The sequence below is a fragment of the Sorangium sp. So ce381 genome (assembly GCF_051473845.1).
GTDB lineage: Bacteria > Myxococcota_A > Polyangia > Polyangiales > Polyangiaceae > Sorangium > Sorangium atrum.
In genome coordinates, this window is record NZ_CP150336.1 from 1,422,186 (window position 1) to 1,437,893 (window position 15,708).

General features: G+C 69.3%; 10 protein-coding genes. 3 read left to right on the top strand and 7 right to left on the bottom strand.

The window, feature by feature from the left end; all coding sequences use genetic code 11:
* Nucleotides 1-135: 135 nt before the first annotated feature.
* The gene (locus WMF29_RS05245) at nt 136-1,431 is read right to left on the bottom strand and encodes a trypsin-like serine protease (RefSeq protein ID WP_437327779.1); all 1,296 of its coding nucleotides are present in this window, start codon (nt 1,429-1,431) and stop codon (nt 136-138) included.
* Nucleotides 1,432-2,058: 627 nt separating this feature from the next.
* Here WMF29_RS05245 and WMF29_RS05250 point away from each other — a divergent pair.
* A complete protein-coding gene (locus WMF29_RS05250; RefSeq protein WP_437327780.1) occupies nt 2,059-3,198 on the top strand; it encodes a hypothetical protein in 1,140 nt (379 codons plus the stop codon).
* A 120-nt stretch (nt 3,199-3,318) separates the two neighbouring features.
* On the opposite strand, the gene WMF29_RS05255 is transcribed toward WMF29_RS05250, so the two are convergent.
* Together WMF29_RS05255 and WMF29_RS05260 are read right to left on the bottom strand one after the other, a co-directional pair.
* A complete protein-coding gene (locus WMF29_RS05255) occupies nt 3,319-6,372 on the bottom strand; it encodes a DNRLRE domain-containing protein (RefSeq protein ID WP_437327781.1) in 3,054 nt (1,017 codons plus the stop codon).
* A 1,008-nt stretch (nt 6,373-7,380) separates the two neighbouring features.
* The gene (locus WMF29_RS05260) at nt 7,381-9,543 is read right to left on the bottom strand and encodes a penicillin acylase family protein (protein ID WP_437327782.1); all 2,163 of its coding nucleotides are present in this window, start codon (nt 9,541-9,543) and stop codon (nt 7,381-7,383) included.
* 416 nt (nt 9,544-9,959) lie between these two features.
* Here WMF29_RS05260 and WMF29_RS05265 point away from each other — a divergent pair, with 416 nt between their 5' ends.
* Nucleotides 9,960-11,528, top strand: coding sequence for an FAD-dependent monooxygenase (locus WMF29_RS05265; RefSeq protein WP_437327783.1), 1,569 nt, complete (start codon nt 9,960-9,962; stop codon nt 11,526-11,528).
* Nucleotides 11,529-11,631: 103 nt separating this feature from the next.
* Here the strand turns inward: WMF29_RS05265 and WMF29_RS05270 are convergent, their stop codons facing one another.
* From WMF29_RS05270 to WMF29_RS05280, 3 genes are all read right to left on the bottom strand, one after another.
* Entirely contained in the window at nt 11,632-12,189 is a 558-nt protein-coding gene (locus tag WMF29_RS05270; protein ID WP_437327784.1) for a dihydrofolate reductase family protein, read from the bottom strand.
* A 330-nt stretch (nt 12,190-12,519) separates the two neighbouring features.
* The gene (locus WMF29_RS05275) at nt 12,520-12,837 is read right to left on the bottom strand and encodes a DUF1330 domain-containing protein (RefSeq protein ID WP_437327785.1); all 318 of its coding nucleotides are present in this window, start codon (nt 12,835-12,837) and stop codon (nt 12,520-12,522) included.
* Entirely contained in the window at nt 12,827-13,558 is a 732-nt protein-coding gene (locus tag WMF29_RS05280; protein WP_437331080.1) for an SDR family NAD(P)-dependent oxidoreductase, read from the bottom strand. The genes WMF29_RS05275 and WMF29_RS05280 overlap by 11 nt, the downstream gene beginning before the upstream one ends.
* Before the next feature lie 110 nt (nt 13,559-13,668).
* Here WMF29_RS05280 and WMF29_RS05285 point away from each other — a divergent pair, with 110 nt between their 5' ends.
* A complete protein-coding gene (locus WMF29_RS05285) occupies nt 13,669-14,604 on the top strand; it encodes a LysR family transcriptional regulator (protein WP_437327786.1) in 936 nt (311 codons plus the stop codon).
* Nucleotides 14,605-14,701: 97 nt separating this feature from the next.
* Here the strand turns inward: WMF29_RS05285 and WMF29_RS05290 are convergent, their stop codons facing one another.
* Nucleotides 14,702-15,610 (bottom strand): LysR family transcriptional regulator, encoded by a 909-nt coding sequence (locus WMF29_RS05290; RefSeq protein ID WP_437327787.1) that lies wholly within the window; start codon nt 15,608-15,610, stop codon nt 14,702-14,704.
* Nucleotides 15,611-15,708: the final 98 nt, after the last annotated feature.

Genomic DNA, 15,708 nt, shown 5'->3' on the forward strand with positions numbered 1-15,708 from the left:
TTGAGAATCGGGAGCGTCGACAGCTCGGCTCCAGGGGGCGACAGTGGCGTATTCATGCCTCGCGCGGCCGGCGCGGGGGCGATTCGGCGCTCAGCTCGCGGCGCGAGGAGCGCTGGCCGCTCCGCGCGCTCGCTCCTACAAGCGCTCGATGAGGAAGCTCCGGGTCTGGTTGTCGAAGTTCTGGGGGGCGAGGTTCGCGTCTGCCGTGAGGACGCGCCACTCGGCCGAGTAGCGCCAGAGCCCGTTGTAGAGCGTCAGCCTGAAGCCCGAGGGGACGCGGACGGAGCTGGCCCTCTGGTCCCATGGGGTGCTGTAGAAGAGGGAGGAGCCGACGCCGTACACGACCGAGGCGCCCGAGAAGTTGGCGTTCTCGTAGAAGGTGACCACGTCCGGCTGCGGGTCCGAGGCGTTCGCGACGACGATGCTCGAGATGGTGTTGTCGAAGCCCGCGGCCACGAGATCCGTGTCCGAGGTGAAGACGCGCGCCTCGCCCCCGAAGTCGCCGTGCATGAAGGCCGTGACCCGGAGCCCGGCGGGGACCCTGATGGCGCTCACGCGGTTGTCTCCGATGATCGTCATGTTCGGCAGGTCGTAGCGACCGATCCCGAAGCCCTGCGAGATACCGGAGAAGTTCGAGAGATCGTGGAGCACCACCTGGCCGCTGGGGTGGACGGTGGGGCCGCCGGCGATCGTGGCGTCGATCCAAGCGCGGTGGCGCGCGACGTCGACGCCGAGCTGCCTCGCGTGCAGGTTCGTGCCGTCCTGCCCGTTCGAGGCCGTGAACACGGCGACCTGACGCCCGTCGACGAACCACGGGCCGCCGGAGTCGCCGCTCCAGCCCGCGCCCGTCACGCCCGTCGCAATGAGCTCCTCGGCGGAGTACCAGCCGTCGATGTGGATGGTCGCCTTCTTGAGCGACGGCGCCATCACCAGCGGCGTGCCCTCGCTCCCCCAGCCGTAGGCCGTGGCGTCCCTGCCGGTCGCGACCGACGTCGCCTGGGCCAGCTGGACGAACGGTCCATCGGCGTTCTCGGTCAGGTGGAGCAGCGCGATGTCGGCGTCGGCCGAGTGCACCTCGACGGCGTCGACCGCGATGCGCCGGCCCTCGCGGTACGTGTTGCTGCCGACGCGCACAGCCGACGTCTCGCCCTCGTCCGCGATGCAGTGCTGCGCGGTGAGCACCCAGCGCGCCGCGACGAGGGTGCCGGTGCATTGGTAGAAGTCGCCGGTGCTCCCGCGCACGTCGAAGACCTGGACGGCCCAGGGGCTCGCCTCGGCGACCTGGCCGCCGACGATCGCGGACGAATGCGACTCGAACTCCTCGAGCGGCTCGTCCGACGCGCCTTCAATCGAGCAGCCCGTGGAGAGGCCGAGCGCGGCGCCCGCGCACACCGCGAGACCAAGCTGATGACCAAGTTCTCTCTTCTTCATTCTGCCTCCACATCATGATTCTGTTCAGACGATCGTTCGCGCCGACGGAGTCCGCCTCCGCCAGGAGCCAGCGTTCGTCAGCAATCAACGTGACGGGGCCTGTGATGGCGGCGCGCCAGGCTCGGCGACGGCGTCTCCGAGCAGACCCATGGGGCACCTGGCTGAAACCGGTGAAGGGACGGCCGGAGCGGCAGGCCCGAAGGCGGGCGTACGAAATCCGCCCGCGACGGCTCAAGAATCACGTCCAGAGTATGCTGCGCTACTCCGAGCGGCGCCAGGCGACGATCTGGAACAGCCGCGTTCGAGGCGTGGAACGAGGCGGCGTCCCGCTGTTCGCACCGAATTGCATTTTTATGCTGGGCGCGCCGACTCGGTCAGCGCCGTCCACGGCCGACAGGGATCCCCTTTCACGTCGCCTCAAGGCGCCGGGCGTTGATGAATTCGATCGACGCCGCCCTCGATACGCGGCACGTTCACCGACCGTCGTTTCGGCCCGTCCTCCGGATCCCATGACCCCGAAAACGAGTGGCCCATGAGGCTGAGGACCGGCGTGCAGCAGGCCGTAGACTGCTCGGCTGCAACCCCGATCACGAGCGACGCGACGTCCCCGAAAGCGAAGGGGATCTCATGAAGAGAGCGACCAATCGTCCTGCAGCAGGCCTCGGACCGAGCTTGCCGGGGGTGGTCTTGCTGTGCGCCCTCCTCGCAGGGTGCGGTGACGACGAGATGAAGTCGAGCTCCTCATCCATGTCTTCAGGCGCCGGAGGCAGCGGCGGCTGCATCGCCTGCAGCGGCGGCGGAGGCACGAGCGGCGGAAGCGGCGGCGGAGCAGGAGGCGGCGACGCGCCAAGCGCCAAGGGCTACCCCGATCGCTTCACCGTCGGCGCGCCCGGCGTGGGCACCTACGCCCAATCCGATCCCCAGCTCCCGGTGCCGCCCGGGTACACGGAAGTGTGGCCCAGCGACGACCAGAGCAAAGAGTGGGATCTGTACGATTGCGACGGCACTGTCAATCTGGACCACATGTATTTCCACGCGTTCATTTACATCGGCACCGGCTGCCACGGCACGGTCAACATCACCAACTCGATCATCGCGCCGCCGCCCGGCTCCACGAGCCGCAGCATCCTGGTCAACGCCGACGAGTCCGCGCCGCTCACCTTGAACATCAGCGATACAACCATTCGCCCCGAGCCGGTCGGCCTCGGAGGTACGAACGCCGCCCTCACCGAGCATGCCGTGAACGCCTGCGCGACGTGCACCATCCGCTTGACCCGGGTGGACGTGGCCAATACCGGTGGCATGTGCCTTTGCAGCCAAAACACGACCGTCGAGCAGAGCTGGTTGCACGACAACTACATCGCGCACCTGGCGGACCCCTCTCTCTCGCATACGGGCGGTATCTTCCCGTACGGGGGCAGCGGGCCGCTCGAGATCAGCCACAACCGACTCGAGCCCGGCGTCGACGCCGCCACGGGCAACGAAGTGCCGAACTATTGGCAAGCCATCACTGCCGTGCTCTTCACCCAGGGCGTCGATGGCTCGACGCTGCAGAACTACGATGTCCACGACAACTTCGTCTCGCTCGGCGCCTACGACTTCTACCCCGAGAACGGCAAGGACATGATCCTGCGCGACAACGTCTTCGGCCCGAGCCACTGGGGCTACACGACGTCGTGCGCGACGTGTACGTACGCTGATTGGTCCAACAACGTGGTCGGTGACATCGACGGCAACCCCACGAACGAGGTCGTCCCCCGGCCTTGACCTCAGGGCTGCCTCATCGTCGATGTATGGATAATTGATGACGCGCGGGAGTCCGGAGCAGGGCGGGGGAGCCGAAATGCGATTCTCGCACGACTCACCCCTGTGCTCGGCTGCGCGGTGCTATTGGAAGGTCACCGAGAGCGTCGGACGCCTCGCGGCATTGGCCACCTCGCTCGAGCAGATGCGCAGATCCTTGCCGGTCGCGGCGTTGGCGAGCACGAGGCCTTGATTGGCGGCGCTGCTCCGGACCCACCTCTGCACGCTGCCGGGGTCGAGCGCGATCGATTTGCGCTGATAGCCGCTGGCGTCGATGTTCAGGAACTGAAAGGTCGGCCCCTGCACGTCGCCCGAGCCGATGCCCGGCGCGGTCCAGTCGCTGCCCGCGCCCCCGCTGGTGAAGCCCAGCGTCGCGGAGCTGTAGCTCCACGGCGTCTTCATGAAGTTGCCGTTCAGGGCTTGCGGCCCAACCCAGCTCTCGAAGGTCACGTCGAGCGTGGCGGCCGTCACCGTGGCGGTTGTGGGGATCTGCGATACGTCGAAGCGAATGAGCGCCTTGGTGGTGTAGCTGCGCGTGTCGGCGAGGAGCACGTCGTAAATCTTGTAGACCGTACCGACAGGGTTGCTGGACGAGTAATTCAGACTGGAGATGCTCAGATCTTGCACGCCGGTGTAGCCATTGACGCCCTGAGTGAAGGTCAACGTCTGCGCTGTACCGCTGGGCGTCGGCGTCGTCGGCTGCGTCGGCTCGGTCGGCGTCGGCGGCGTCGGCTCGGTCGGCTCGGTCGGCGTCGGCGGCGTCGGCTCGGTCGGCGTCGGCTCGGTCGGCGTCGGCTCGGTCGGCGTCGGGGGCGTCGAGGAGCCCGCCGTGACAGCGCCGGTGGCGCTGACCTTGAAGCTCAAGGTCTTGCTGGCGCCCGACACCTGCAGCGCGCCGCCCGCGCTCACGCGGATGCGCCATTTTCCGCCGGAGGCGACGGCCGTGACCGCATATCCGGAGCTGGAGGGCGCAACGTCGACCAGCACGTGCTCGGCTGCCGTTTGCGAGACGAGGTACTCCGCGCTCGACACGGCGCCGGTCGCGGCCTGATCGGCCGAGAACAGCACGACCTGATTCTGCGGCGCCGAGAGCTCGACGCCCACCACGTTGCCGGCGATGACGTTGCCGTCCGCGGACGACAGCCGCGTTTGCTCGCCGAGCGTCGCGCCCGCCGAGACGACGGTCAGCCACTGCTGCGCCGCCGCGCGCACCGGAGCGTGCACCTCGAGCCGCGCCGTCGAAGCCGGAAGAGCCGTCGTCGTCGTGCTCGCGCTCTTCGGCAGCAGCGTGCGCACGCTTCCGACCAGCGTCGTACCCACCACGACGTCGAAGCGCTTCTGTGTCGCATCGGCGGTGGTCACCTGACGCGGCGCCACGGGCGTGTGAAAGCTCATCCACTGGTCCGCGCTGGCCTTCGCCACCGTCGTGCGGTCGAACAGCACGAAGCTGCCTGGACGGAAGAACACCACGTCGCGCGTGAACTGCGAGACCGGCTTGACCGTGGGGCTGCCGTACTGGTCTCCGAGGCCCGTGGCGCGCGCGCGCACGAACGCGCCGCGGTCCTCGTACCGCTCTACATGGGCGTTCGAATCGACCGGTGAGAGCGAGTTTTGTCCGGGGTTGTACCGGTTCGTGGCGTCGTCGACGAAGAAGGTGTTGTGCAGCCGGCGCTGGCTCGTGCCGTAGCTGTCGTCGTTCACCAGGTTCTCGCAGGCGTTGCCGCAGTTTTGGGGCAACCAGCCGGTCGCGTTCATCAGTACCGGCTGATCGCCGACCACCACGCTCAGACCGCCGGCGTTGAACATCTGCTCACCGGAGTAGGCGGCGTTGATGTACGCGCCGCCGGACAGCGCCCCCCACACGGCCGTCTTGTCCCAAGACGAGCGCATGCCGACGTGGCCAGGGCCGGCCGCGAAGTGCGACAAGGCGCTCGACTGGTACCCGCTCCTGGCGGCGCCCGTATCGCCATACAAGAACTTGGACCACGGCGCCGAGTCGTCGCCTGCCGCCGCGATCACGTCGGCGGCGAAGCCGCGCGCGACGGCGGCCGAGGTGTCACCCTGCTGCTCGAGCATGGTCGCCAGACCGAGGAACAGCGCCGCAGAAGGACGCATGTCGATGCCCGCGCGAATCGTGCCCTGGTCGTCCATATGCTTGAGTGAGGGCCACGTGAAGTACCGGGCATAGGTCGCCTCCTCGCGGGCCAGCGGCAGCTCCTTCCACCAGTCGAGGCCGGTCGCCGTCTTGGTCGCCCACAGCGCCTCGACCATGTACAAGACGGCCCGGCTGCCGTAGCCCCAGCCCTCCGGCCAGCCTCCGCCGCCCATCATGCTCGTGAACTTCGGCTTCACGAGCTGTCCCCACATGCGCGTTACGACGTCGCTCCAGTACACGCTGGCCTTGGCGTTCTCGCCCTCGGTCGCCAGCGCCGCCGCGGTCTTGGCCAGGTAGTAGCCGGCGAAGTAGTTGCCGATCGGGTCGTTCTTGATCAACCCGCTCTCGTCGTACCAATCGATCCACGTGTTCATCGAAGCTACCAGGCGCGTCTTGGTCGCGGCCGGCAGCGCCGGGTAGAGCCAGTCGTAGCCGAACGCCATACCGACCACGTAGTTTCTGATGCCGTAACCCAGGTCCGTCGACGGCTTCTGCCCCCCGGACGCGACCGGGGTGCTCATGGCCTCCAGCAGGCGAACGCCGGCCTCGCCGTAGCGAGCCTGCGCGGCCGTGTCGGTCGTCACGCGATAGCAGATGCCCAGCGCGCGCACGACCGGCGGATACTCGTCACCTTGATAGCCTTGCCCGACGTTCGGGTAACCCGGGTAGGAACTGCCGCTCGGCGGGTGCATCGTGCCGGTCGTGTAATCGTCGCAGCGCTTCTTCAACGCCGTCCAAGCGGCGTCGCCAGCCGCGGCGCGCGCCTTCAGGCGCGCGATGACGGGGTCGGTCAAAATGAGCCGCGCGGCGGGGCGCGCTACCAGCATTTCCTCGCTCGCGCCCACGTCTTCTTCTGCCAGTTCAACCGGTTCGTCCGAATCGGGGCCGCCCAAGCAGCCGAGCGCGCCGGAGATTCCGGCCAAGAAGGTCAAGGCAAGGAAGTGGCTGATTTTACGCATTGAGTCTCCTTTGACTGAAGGCACACACGTGCCCCGTCGCAGACTTGCTTCGTCTGTGGGGTTACCCGTTCAGCGACTGACTTCGAATCGAGGCCTGGGCGGCCCCTCCGCAGTCACGTCCTTATCGAGCGGCGCTCGACGATCGTCATCGCCACGAGCGCGGCGATGAGCTTCCCGGCGGCAAACGACCGCGACCCGAAGCCTCGAGAAATCGAATGCATGGCTTTTTCTCCCCCGGCGTCGTCGAACCGCTGTGGTGGACAGGACCGTGACGGGCGAAGGCACCAGGGGGCAGAAGAGGAGCCTCCCGCTGCATGCCTTCGCGCCGCGAACCATCGGTGCAGACCATCCAGCACCAGAGGGTGCGGATACCGGCGCTCTCGTACAACGACTTATTCTCGGATCGATACGTCCGGTCAAGACGAAACACTTTCGAAGATCGAGCGACCGCCCAATTAGGTCGCATACTTCGGTCGTTCTTCACATCAGGGTTGCAAATTTCGATGCAGAGCTGAAGTGATCAGCCCGCCCGCCGATGTGAAGTAAGGTGTAGAGAAGCGATCGTTCGCTCGCTTGGATGTATGGATATAGACGAAATCCACAGAAATGTTGGTGAGCACCCAGCGTGACTTGGTTATCCATGTCAGCCAACGATCTTTATTGGCCTGACCCCGCATTGGCTGGCTCGGCGGCGGCTCCCGCGGCGCGATGGAGGTCGCGCGCTTCGTTGGCGGCACCGCTACGCCGCAAGCAAGAAGCCGCTCGCAGTCCTGATCGAGCGCTGCGCCGAGGGGTAGCTACCCGGGTCGCGGCTGGCCAGAGGAGCGAGCGCCTATCGGCTACAGGCTGCGTCGTGTGACGTCCTGCGCCGGAGGGACGCTCAGCCCTTCCCGCTCGTCGTCCCAGGCAACCGCGCTGATCTTCCAGCCGGCGGGCGTCTTGACCAGCTGGATGGACTTCGTGCCCCTCGCCTCGAAGCGCTGCCCCGAGAGCAGCCCGGACTTCCGGGGTGGGCCCCGGAGGACGCGCCGGCTACGGCGCCTCGACCACCGTGCGCGACTCCTTCGCCTGGATCACGTCGGGGAGCAGGAACGGCACCGGGTGCGTCTGGTTCTTTCGCCAGAGCTCCGCCTGATCGCGGAAATGTGGGCTCTCGGCGTCCCAGACATTGCCTCCGGGAATGGCGTTCCACGCCTTCGGCCCCGCCGGGTCGAGCTCCACGACGAGCCGTTGCGACGGGCCGTGGACGTACCGGAAATCCGGAGACTCGTCGAGCGCCCACGAGAGGCGGTAATCCGAGGAGTCCACCGCGAACTCGTCGCCGCCGCGCGGAAAGCCGCCGCTCCAGAGGGGATCGCTCGGCGGAGGGATGCTGAGGCTGCTGAAGAAGGGGACGAGCGCGTCGAAGGTGACCGTGTGAAAGGCGCCCCAGCGGGGCGCCGCAGCCCCGGAGCCGCCCTGTCGATCGAGCCAGGCGAGGGCGTCGAGCAGGGCGCGCAGCACGCGCTCGTCCCTGGACTCGACCGCTGGCGTGCCCATGTCGTCCCACAGCGCGCTGTCCTGCACGGCCGGATCGAAGGTGGCGAGCTGCTCCCGATCGGCGGAGAAAAGGTGGAGGAGCGCCTTCGCCGACAGCTCCCGGGAGAACGACGAGAAGCCCATCTGGCCGAGCTCGTCGCCCAGCACCCGGCGCACCACCCGGACGAGCCAGAGGTTGAAGACCAAGGTCGCCTCCGAGGCGCGGGCGTCGATCGCGCCGGGGCCATCGCCCTCGTCCGGGAGCGGCATGGCGGTGTCGAGATCGATGCCTGCGGCCGCCTTGTAGTCCGCCTCCTTGCCCCAGCCGTCGAGGAGCGCCCGCAGGGCGGCGAGGCGCAGCGGGCCGTATGCGGCGTCCGCGACGATCGCGCTCAGATCGGGGTGAGTACCGGGCGTCGAGCGCTCCTCCTCGGCGCGGTCCATGGCGCGGAGGAGGTGAGGCACGAGCCTCGCGCCGAGCGCCGACTTGATGTCGCCCTGGATCGCCGCGCAATCCTCCGGCGACAGAGGTCCCTCGTGGGCATCGATCCGCTCCTGGATGCGGCCCTCGCGAAACCCGATGTCGAAGCTGCAACCCAGGTACATGGGGGTGCCGTCGGGGAGCGCGCCGTTCGATGGATCGTTGTCCAGGGAGTCCCCGATGGGGTCGTTGTTCGCCGTGGCGATGTATCCCGCCGGCGGGTTCTTCGCCCGGGGGATGAGGTGCTCGGAGAGCGTCCCGGTCCACTCCGCGGTCCCGTCGCCGGGGAGCACCATGCAGGGGAGGACGCCCGTATAGGTGGCCGCGTCCCAGGCGAACGCCTCAGGAGACCGCGTCGGGATCGCCGCGTGCGTCGTCCAGAGGATGTCGCCCGCGGTGTCGCCCATCACCCAGTTCTGCGCGCCGACGCTGAATTTCGAGAGCGATTCCTGCGCATCATCGACCGAGCGAGCGCGCAGCAGGCCGAAGATGGCCTCCAGCTCCCTCGTCGGCCCGAGCCCCGTCCAGCGGACGCTGAGCGCTCCCACGGCCGGGTCCGGATCCACCACCGCGTGGTCGACGATAATCGGCAGGAGCGGGCCGTGATGGGGCACGATCGGGACACGGTAGGTATAGGGCTCCCTGCCAGCGATCGCGATGACCTCCTCGACCGTCTGGAGGGGCACTGGATTGCCCTTGAAGAGCACGGCCTTGCCGTCGGGCGTGAGCTTCTCGGCATAGACATCGGTGACATCGTACATCGCGACCGTCGCTCCCCACCCGACGTGCTCGTTGTGGCCCAGGATGATCCCCGGAATCCCGGGGAAGGCGACGCCCCCGACGTGAACATCGCGGCTCGCGTCCTTGCCCTCGGGCGCGGTGACATGGATCGAGACGGCATACCAGACGGCCGGCGCGCTCAGCGACAGGTGGGGATCGCTGGCCACGAGCGCGTGCCCCGTTGCGCTCCGGCTCGCGTGGATGGCCCAGTTGTTCGAGCCGAAGCCCTCCGGGGCGACCTTGCTCCTGGCGCGCTGGACCGCGCTCAGGTAGCCGGTCAGCGACGAAATGAGCTTCGCGCGGCCCGGCGCGGCGCGGCCCGGTCGTCGCGCGCGAGACGCTCTCTTCGCCCCCTTGTCCTCCGCCTTCTGCGCCTTCTCCCGCGCCGGGGAGGCGGGGTAGCCGCTGCTGGTCACCGCGGGCTCGGAGGGGGCGAACCCGTGAGCCCGGTGACCAAGGCGAGGACGCAGTGTGCCGAAGAGAATGACAGTCGCATGAACGCTCCTTGGTAGGATAGAAGCGAGCCACCCCGGCGGTGTCGTCGCGCGACGCGGTGGCCGGAACATCACGTCGTCAAGCGAGGTAGGGTTCGGAGCTCCTTTCGCGGCAGCATGGGCCAGGGCACGACCGGCAAGAGGGAGCGTGCCTTGGCGCGGTGTCTGGGCCAGCATGACACGCAGACGCCAGCGCGGCCCGCGCCGGACCGCCGCCGCGCCAAGCTGTCTGAATCTTACCTTGGTCCCCCGGGTCGCCGAGGAGGCCAGCCGGCCCGAAGCGCTCGATCCCCACCAGCAGCGGTGTTTGTACGTAGTACTCGATGGATTCATAGCCGATGGACAAGCAAGTCGATGTCGTGGTCGTAGGCGCCGGGCCGGTCGGGCTCCTGCTCGCGATCGAGCTCAAGCTGGGCGGCGCCGGTGTGATGGTGCTCGAGCGGCTCACTGCGCCGAGCGTCGCCCTGAAGGGGACTGCAGTCGGACCGCTCGGCGTGGAGGCGCTCCAGCGCCGGAGCATGGGCCCAGCGCTCGCCGAGGCCGAGGATCGCCACTTCGCGGCCATGGGACCGGTGGGCGTGGAGAGGCGGGGGCAGGCACACAGGTCCAGGGGGCATTTCGCCCTTCTCCCCCTCCGATCAGAAGCAGTGGGCGAGCCCGAACGGCGCATGCTCTGGGTGAACCAGCAGGGCGTGGAGGCGATCCTGGGCGCGCGGGCGGCCGCGCTCGACATCGAGGTACGGCGCGGGTGCGAGGTCACGGGCCTGGACCAGCACGACGATGGCGTCGCGCTCCACTGGGCTTCCCCGGACGGGCCGGAGCATGCGCGCTGCGCCTGGCTGGTCGGATGTGACGGAGGGCGCAGTTCGATCCGCAAGATGGCCGGTTTTGCCTTCCCCGGTACGCCGCCGAGCCAATTCATGTACCAGGCCGTGCTCGACCTCGACCACCCCGAGCGCCTGCCGCGCGGGTCGACCCGCACGCCGGAGGGCGTCGTCATGAACGGACCTCGGCCTCGCTGGCTTGCGATGCACGACTTCAGCGGTCCGCCGGTTGATCGCAATGCGCCCGTCACGCGCGAGGAGATCGAAGGCGTGCTGCGCCGAATCAGCGGCGCGGATGTCCGCGTGACGGCGATGGAGCAGGCGAATCGCTTCACGGACAGCGCACGTCTGGTCGACACGTACCGCCGGGATCGCGTCCTGCTCGCGGGTGATGCGGCGCACATCCATTCGCCTTTGGGTGGCCAGGGGCTGAGCCTTGGGCTGGTCGACGCGGCCAACCTCGGCTGGAAGCTCGCCGCCGTCGTTCGCGGCGACAAGCCGGACAGCCTGCTCGACAGCTACACGTCCGAGCGGCGGCCCGTGGCCGAGGCCGTGCTGGCCAACACGCTCGCCCAGGTCGCGCTCACGCGGTCCGACCCGCAGTCGAGCGCAATGCGGCAGATATTCGCGAAGCTGATGGAGATCGACGCCGTGAATGGCCATCTCGACGGACTGACGAGCGGTCTGGCCACGCGCTACGACCTCGGCGCGGAGCGAGACCTGGTCGGACGCCTCACCGGCGATCGCCCGGTCGGCCGCGCCGACGCTCGAACATCGCTGTTCGCAGAGATGGCGGAAGGCGAAGGAATATTGCTCGACGCGTCTCCTGACGGGCACGCGGCCGGTCTCGCCGCCGGGTTCACGCGGGTGCGCTGCTTACCGGCCGACGCAGGCCCGTCGATGCTGATCCGGCCCGACGGGTGCATTGCTTGGGCCGGCGACGTGGGAGGCGTCGAGGGGTTGGTGGACGCGCTTGAGCGCTGGTTCGCGTCCGCCGCGCCCCGGCCAGGCGGCTTCCAGGAACGGTCGTGCTCGGCCGGGCCATCGTCCTCCGCGCCGTCGCGATCGGAGCAGCGAACGTAGCCGACAACGTCACCTCTGGCGATCAGAATGTCACTGGCGCGCGGCAAGGAGGCTCCCGACGACGCGCTGGCCCGCGAGCTGGGCGCGATGGGGCTGCTCTGAGTCAGCGCGCGCGCCGGTAGTGCACGGCGACCGCGCCGCAGCGGAGCGGCTTGGCCGAGACCAGCTCGAGCCGTCGCGTGCTGGGCAGCCCGCTCTGGTACAGGGTCGGGCCGTGGCCCGTGATCCTGGGGTGGACGAGGAACTTGTACTCGTCGATCAGATCCAGCCGGTCCAGCTCGGTCGCGAGCTTGCCGCTACAGAGGAGCACGCCGGCCGGGGTCGCGTCCTTGAGCTTCTGCACGCCCGTGCGCAGGTCGCCGGCGATGTGGTGGCTGTTGGTCCACGGGAAGTCCTTTCGCGTCGACGACACCACGTACTTCGGCTTGGCCTCCAGCTTGACCGCCCACTCGCGGATCGCCGGCGGCGCCTCCTCGTCGCCGCGGGCGACCGCCGGCCAGTAGCTCTCCATCATCTCGTAGGTGACGCGGCCCCACAGCATCGCCCCGCCCTCGTCCATGAGGCGGGTGAAGAAGGCGTGTGTCTCGTCGTCGGCGATTCCCTCCTGGTGGTCGACGCAGCCGTCCAGGGTGACGTTGATGATGAAGGTCAAGAGTCCCATGCGGCGAGTCTAACACTCCTGGCGATGGAACGGCAGGCCGTCGCAGAACTTGTCGCTGAGGATGTGCGCCAGGAGCGAAGGTGTCGCGAGCGCGCGGCAGGATCTGCGGCGGCAGCGGTGCGGTCCCGATCGTCGGCTCGGCAGTGTCCGCCGCGCCGGCGTCGCGGTACTTGGCGCGGGCGATGACCATGCGGACGTGGCTCGGGCGCCGAGGCACTCGCGATCCCGAGGCCCACGGTGGCCACACGCCTCCGCCTCGCACGCCGCCTCTTCGCCCGCTCGCCTTGAGACCAGCCGCGATCGAGCGGGCGTGTCAGACCGCGCTGGCGCTCACCCCGCCGCCGCTTCGAGCTCGCCGAGGACGAAGACCGCCGCGACCGCCGGCTCGAAGAGCTCGGCGCGCACGGCGCGGTAGTGCGGGTCGGCGAAGAACCGCTCCTGCGCCGCGCGGTCGGGGAACAGGAGGGTGAAGACGCGGTTGATCCGCTCATCCCCCTTCAGCACGCGCGCCACGACGAAATCGTGGCCGAACGCGCCGCCGTAGGACAGCAGGATCGGCATCATGCCGGCGCGGTAGCGGGCGTAGGACGCCTCGTCCGTCACCTGGAGCCCCATCAGGAGCACGTGCTGCCGGCCGTCAGCGCCCATGGGAGTAGCCTCCATCGACGTCGAGCGTCGTGCCTGTCACGAAGCCGGCCCTGGCCAGGAACAGCGCCGCTTCCGTCGTATCCCGCACCTCGCCGACGCGCTGCAGCGGGTGGATCGAGGCCAGCGAGTCCGCGCCTTCGCCGATGAGCGGCGTGCGGATGATGCCGGGCGCCAGCGTGTTCACGCGGATGTCGTGGGCGGCGAGCTCGGCGGCCAGCGAGACGGTGAGCGCGTGGACGCCGCCCTTGCTGGCCATGGCGGCCGAGGCCGGCATCCGCGCCATGGCCTGCTGCACGAGCACCGTGCCGACATTGATGATCGAGCCTCCGCCGCCCTCGATCATCAGCGGCACCGCCGCCTGCGTCATCAGGAATGTCCCTTTCACGTTGGTGGTGAAGAACCGCTCCAGGTCCTCCTCCGTGCTCTCGAGGAACGGCTTCACGCCGAAGATCCCGGCGTTGTTGATCAGCACGTCGACGCCGCCGAAGCGCTCGAGCGCGGCCGCGGCGACGGCCCGCGCCGTGGCGCGGTCACCGACGTGGCCCGGCACGGCGACGACGCGCGCGCCGCCGTCGAGGCTCCGCCGCGCCTGCTCGAGCTTCTCCGGGTCGCGGCCGTTCATGACGACGCTCGATCCCTCGGCCAGGAAGCGCCTTGCGAGGTCGAGGCCGATACCGCTGCTGGCGCCCGTGATGATGACGCGATCGATTCTGGTGGACATGGAGTGTCGCTCCTTTCGCACCGACAACCTAGGACCACCCCTCGAACCGAGAAAGTGGTATGTTTCTATCAACTTCATAACTCCAGGTTCTGATCCTGCGGGGCACCGCCATGACCTACGATCAGCTCGTCGCCTTCCTCGCCGTCGCGGGCGAGGGCACGTTCAGCGCCGCGTCCGCGCGGCTGCACAAGTCCCAGCCGGCCGTGAGCAAGCTGGTGCGCAACCTCGAGCGCGAGCTGGGGGTCGAGCTGTTCGATCGCCGGGAGTACCGCGCCACGCTCACCGACGCCGGCCGCCTGTTCCACGAGCGCGCCGCCGCCGTCATCGAGGGCACCGAGGCGCTGCGCAGCTTCGGCATGCGCCTCTCGGGCAAGGCGGAGCCGATCGTGCGGCTCGCCGTCGAAGCGGTGACGCCGCTCGGCCCCGTCATGGACATCTTCCGGGCGCTGCAGGCGCGTTATCCCCTGGTGCGCATCGAGCTCGGCACCGAGCGGCTGGCGGGCGCCGCCGACGCGCTGCGCGAGGACCGCGCCGATCTCGCGGTCGCCACGAAGCTCGGGATCGACGGCTCAGCGGTGGAGACGGCGCGCTTCTGCGATGTGCGGGTGATCCCTGTGGCGCGCTTCGATCACCCGTTGGCCACCTGCGGCGCGCCGATCCCGCCCGCGCTGCTGCGGGCGCACGCGCAGATCATCCTGCGCGACAGCGCGCGGGGGAGCGCCTCGCCGTCCCTGAACGTGCTGGAGGGCGGCCTGCGCTGGACGGTCACCGACGTCGCGGCGAAGAAGGAGGTCATCCTCGCGGGCATGGGCTGGGGCGGGCTGCCCGAGCACGTGGCCGCCGGCGCGCTGGCGGCGGGTGAGCTCGTGGCGCTGCAGGTCCCCGAGTTCGTGGCCGACACCATGGAGCTCTTCGTGATCCGCCGCCGCGACCGCCCGCACGGCGTCGTCGCGCAGGCGCTCTGGGAGGAGCTCGGGCGCTGCGGCCACGGCGCCGGGGCGCCGGCGGCGGCCGGGGAGGCCCCGCGCCGCCGGAGGAGGGGTTGAGGGCCGCGCCGGCCGGAGCCACGGCGGCGGAGCGCGCTCGCCAGGCTGGTCGACGCCATGCCCGTGAGCGCCGGCCGACTGGCACGCTTCTCCTCGATCACGCCTCTCCGCGACAGATCGCTCGGAGGATCTCGCGCGTGTGTCCGCGCAGCCATGCATGCGCCTTGTCGCCCTCGCAGCGCTGGTGCCACAGCTGAACGATCCTGAGCTCCGGCGCGTCGAGCGGCAGCGGACGGGTGCCGAGGCCCAGCGCCCGCACGACGGGACCGCAGACGCGCGCCGGCAGCGCGACGACGAGATCGCTCTCGTGGGCGAAATGGATGGCCGCGGCGCACGTGGGAGCCGCCGCGACGACGCGCCGCCGCAGCCCCAGGGCCTCGAGCGCGTCGTCGATCGGATCGCGCAGGCGGCCGCGGCGCGAGACGGTGACGTGAAGCGCCTCGGCGTAGCGCCTGGCGGTGAGCCGGCCGCGCGCGAGCGGGTGAGCCCGGCGGAGGGCGACGACGAGGCGATCTTCGCCGACGAGCTCCCCGCGGATCTCGGGGAGCGCGGGCTCCGTCGAGCCGATCTCGAGATCCACGCGCCCTTGGCGCAGGTCATCCGTATCTCCCGCGGGCTCGGCCAGGAGCCGGACCTTCACGAGAGGGGCCTGCTCCTGCACCGCTCGCAGGAGCCGCGCGCCGAGCGCCGTCGTGAGGGCGTCGTGGCAGCGGACGGTGAAGGTCCGCTCGAGCCTCGCCAGGTCGAGCTCCCGCTCGGGCGCGAACACCGCGTGCGCTCGCTGGACGATGGCCTGGACCTCCTGTCGCAGGGCCAGCGCGCGGGGCGTGAGCGCCATCGTCCGGCCGGCGCGCACCAGGATCGGGTCCCCCGTGGCGTCCCGGATGCGCCCCAGCGTTCGGCTCATCGCGGGCTGGGACAGATGCAAACGGGCCGCCGCAGCGCTGACGCTCCTCTCCTCGAGCAACGCGTCCAGCGCCGGCAACAGGTTCAGGTCGATATGCATGGAGGTAATTCTTCCTCATATCAACTATGCATTGGACGGCATGAGTCGTCCAGGGTTTATTCCTCCGCGCGGTGGTTCAGCGGTTCAGTGGCTCAGTG

What these genes read in the sequence shown, in the direction of transcription:
- WMF29_RS05270 (WP_437327784.1), bottom strand. Translation starts at nt 12,189, where the DNA reads ATGGGACTCTTGACCTTCATCATCAACGTCACCCTGGACGGCTGCGTC.
- WMF29_RS05275 (WP_437327785.1), bottom strand. Translation starts at nt 12,837, where the DNA reads ATGGGCGCTGACGGCCGGCAGCACGTGCTCCTGATGGGGCTCCAGGTG.
- WMF29_RS05245 (WP_437327779.1), bottom strand. Translation starts at nt 1,431, where the DNA reads ATGAAGAAGAGAGAACTTGGTCATCAGCTTGGTCTCGCGGTGTGCGCG.
- WMF29_RS05265 (WP_437327783.1), top strand. Translation starts at nt 9,960, where the DNA reads ATGGACAAGCAAGTCGATGTCGTGGTCGTAGGCGCCGGGCCGGTCGGG.
- WMF29_RS05290 (WP_437327787.1), bottom strand. Translation starts at nt 15,610, where the DNA reads ATGCATATCGACCTGAACCTGTTGCCGGCGCTGGACGCGTTGCTCGAG.
- WMF29_RS05250 (WP_437327780.1), top strand. Translation starts at nt 2,059, where the DNA reads ATGAAGAGAGCGACCAATCGTCCTGCAGCAGGCCTCGGACCGAGCTTG.
- WMF29_RS05280 (WP_437331080.1), bottom strand. Translation starts at nt 13,558, where the DNA reads ATGTCCACCAGAATCGATCGCGTCATCATCACGGGCGCCAGCAGCGGT.
- WMF29_RS05285 (WP_437327786.1), top strand. Translation starts at nt 13,669, where the DNA reads ATGACCTACGATCAGCTCGTCGCCTTCCTCGCCGTCGCGGGCGAGGGC.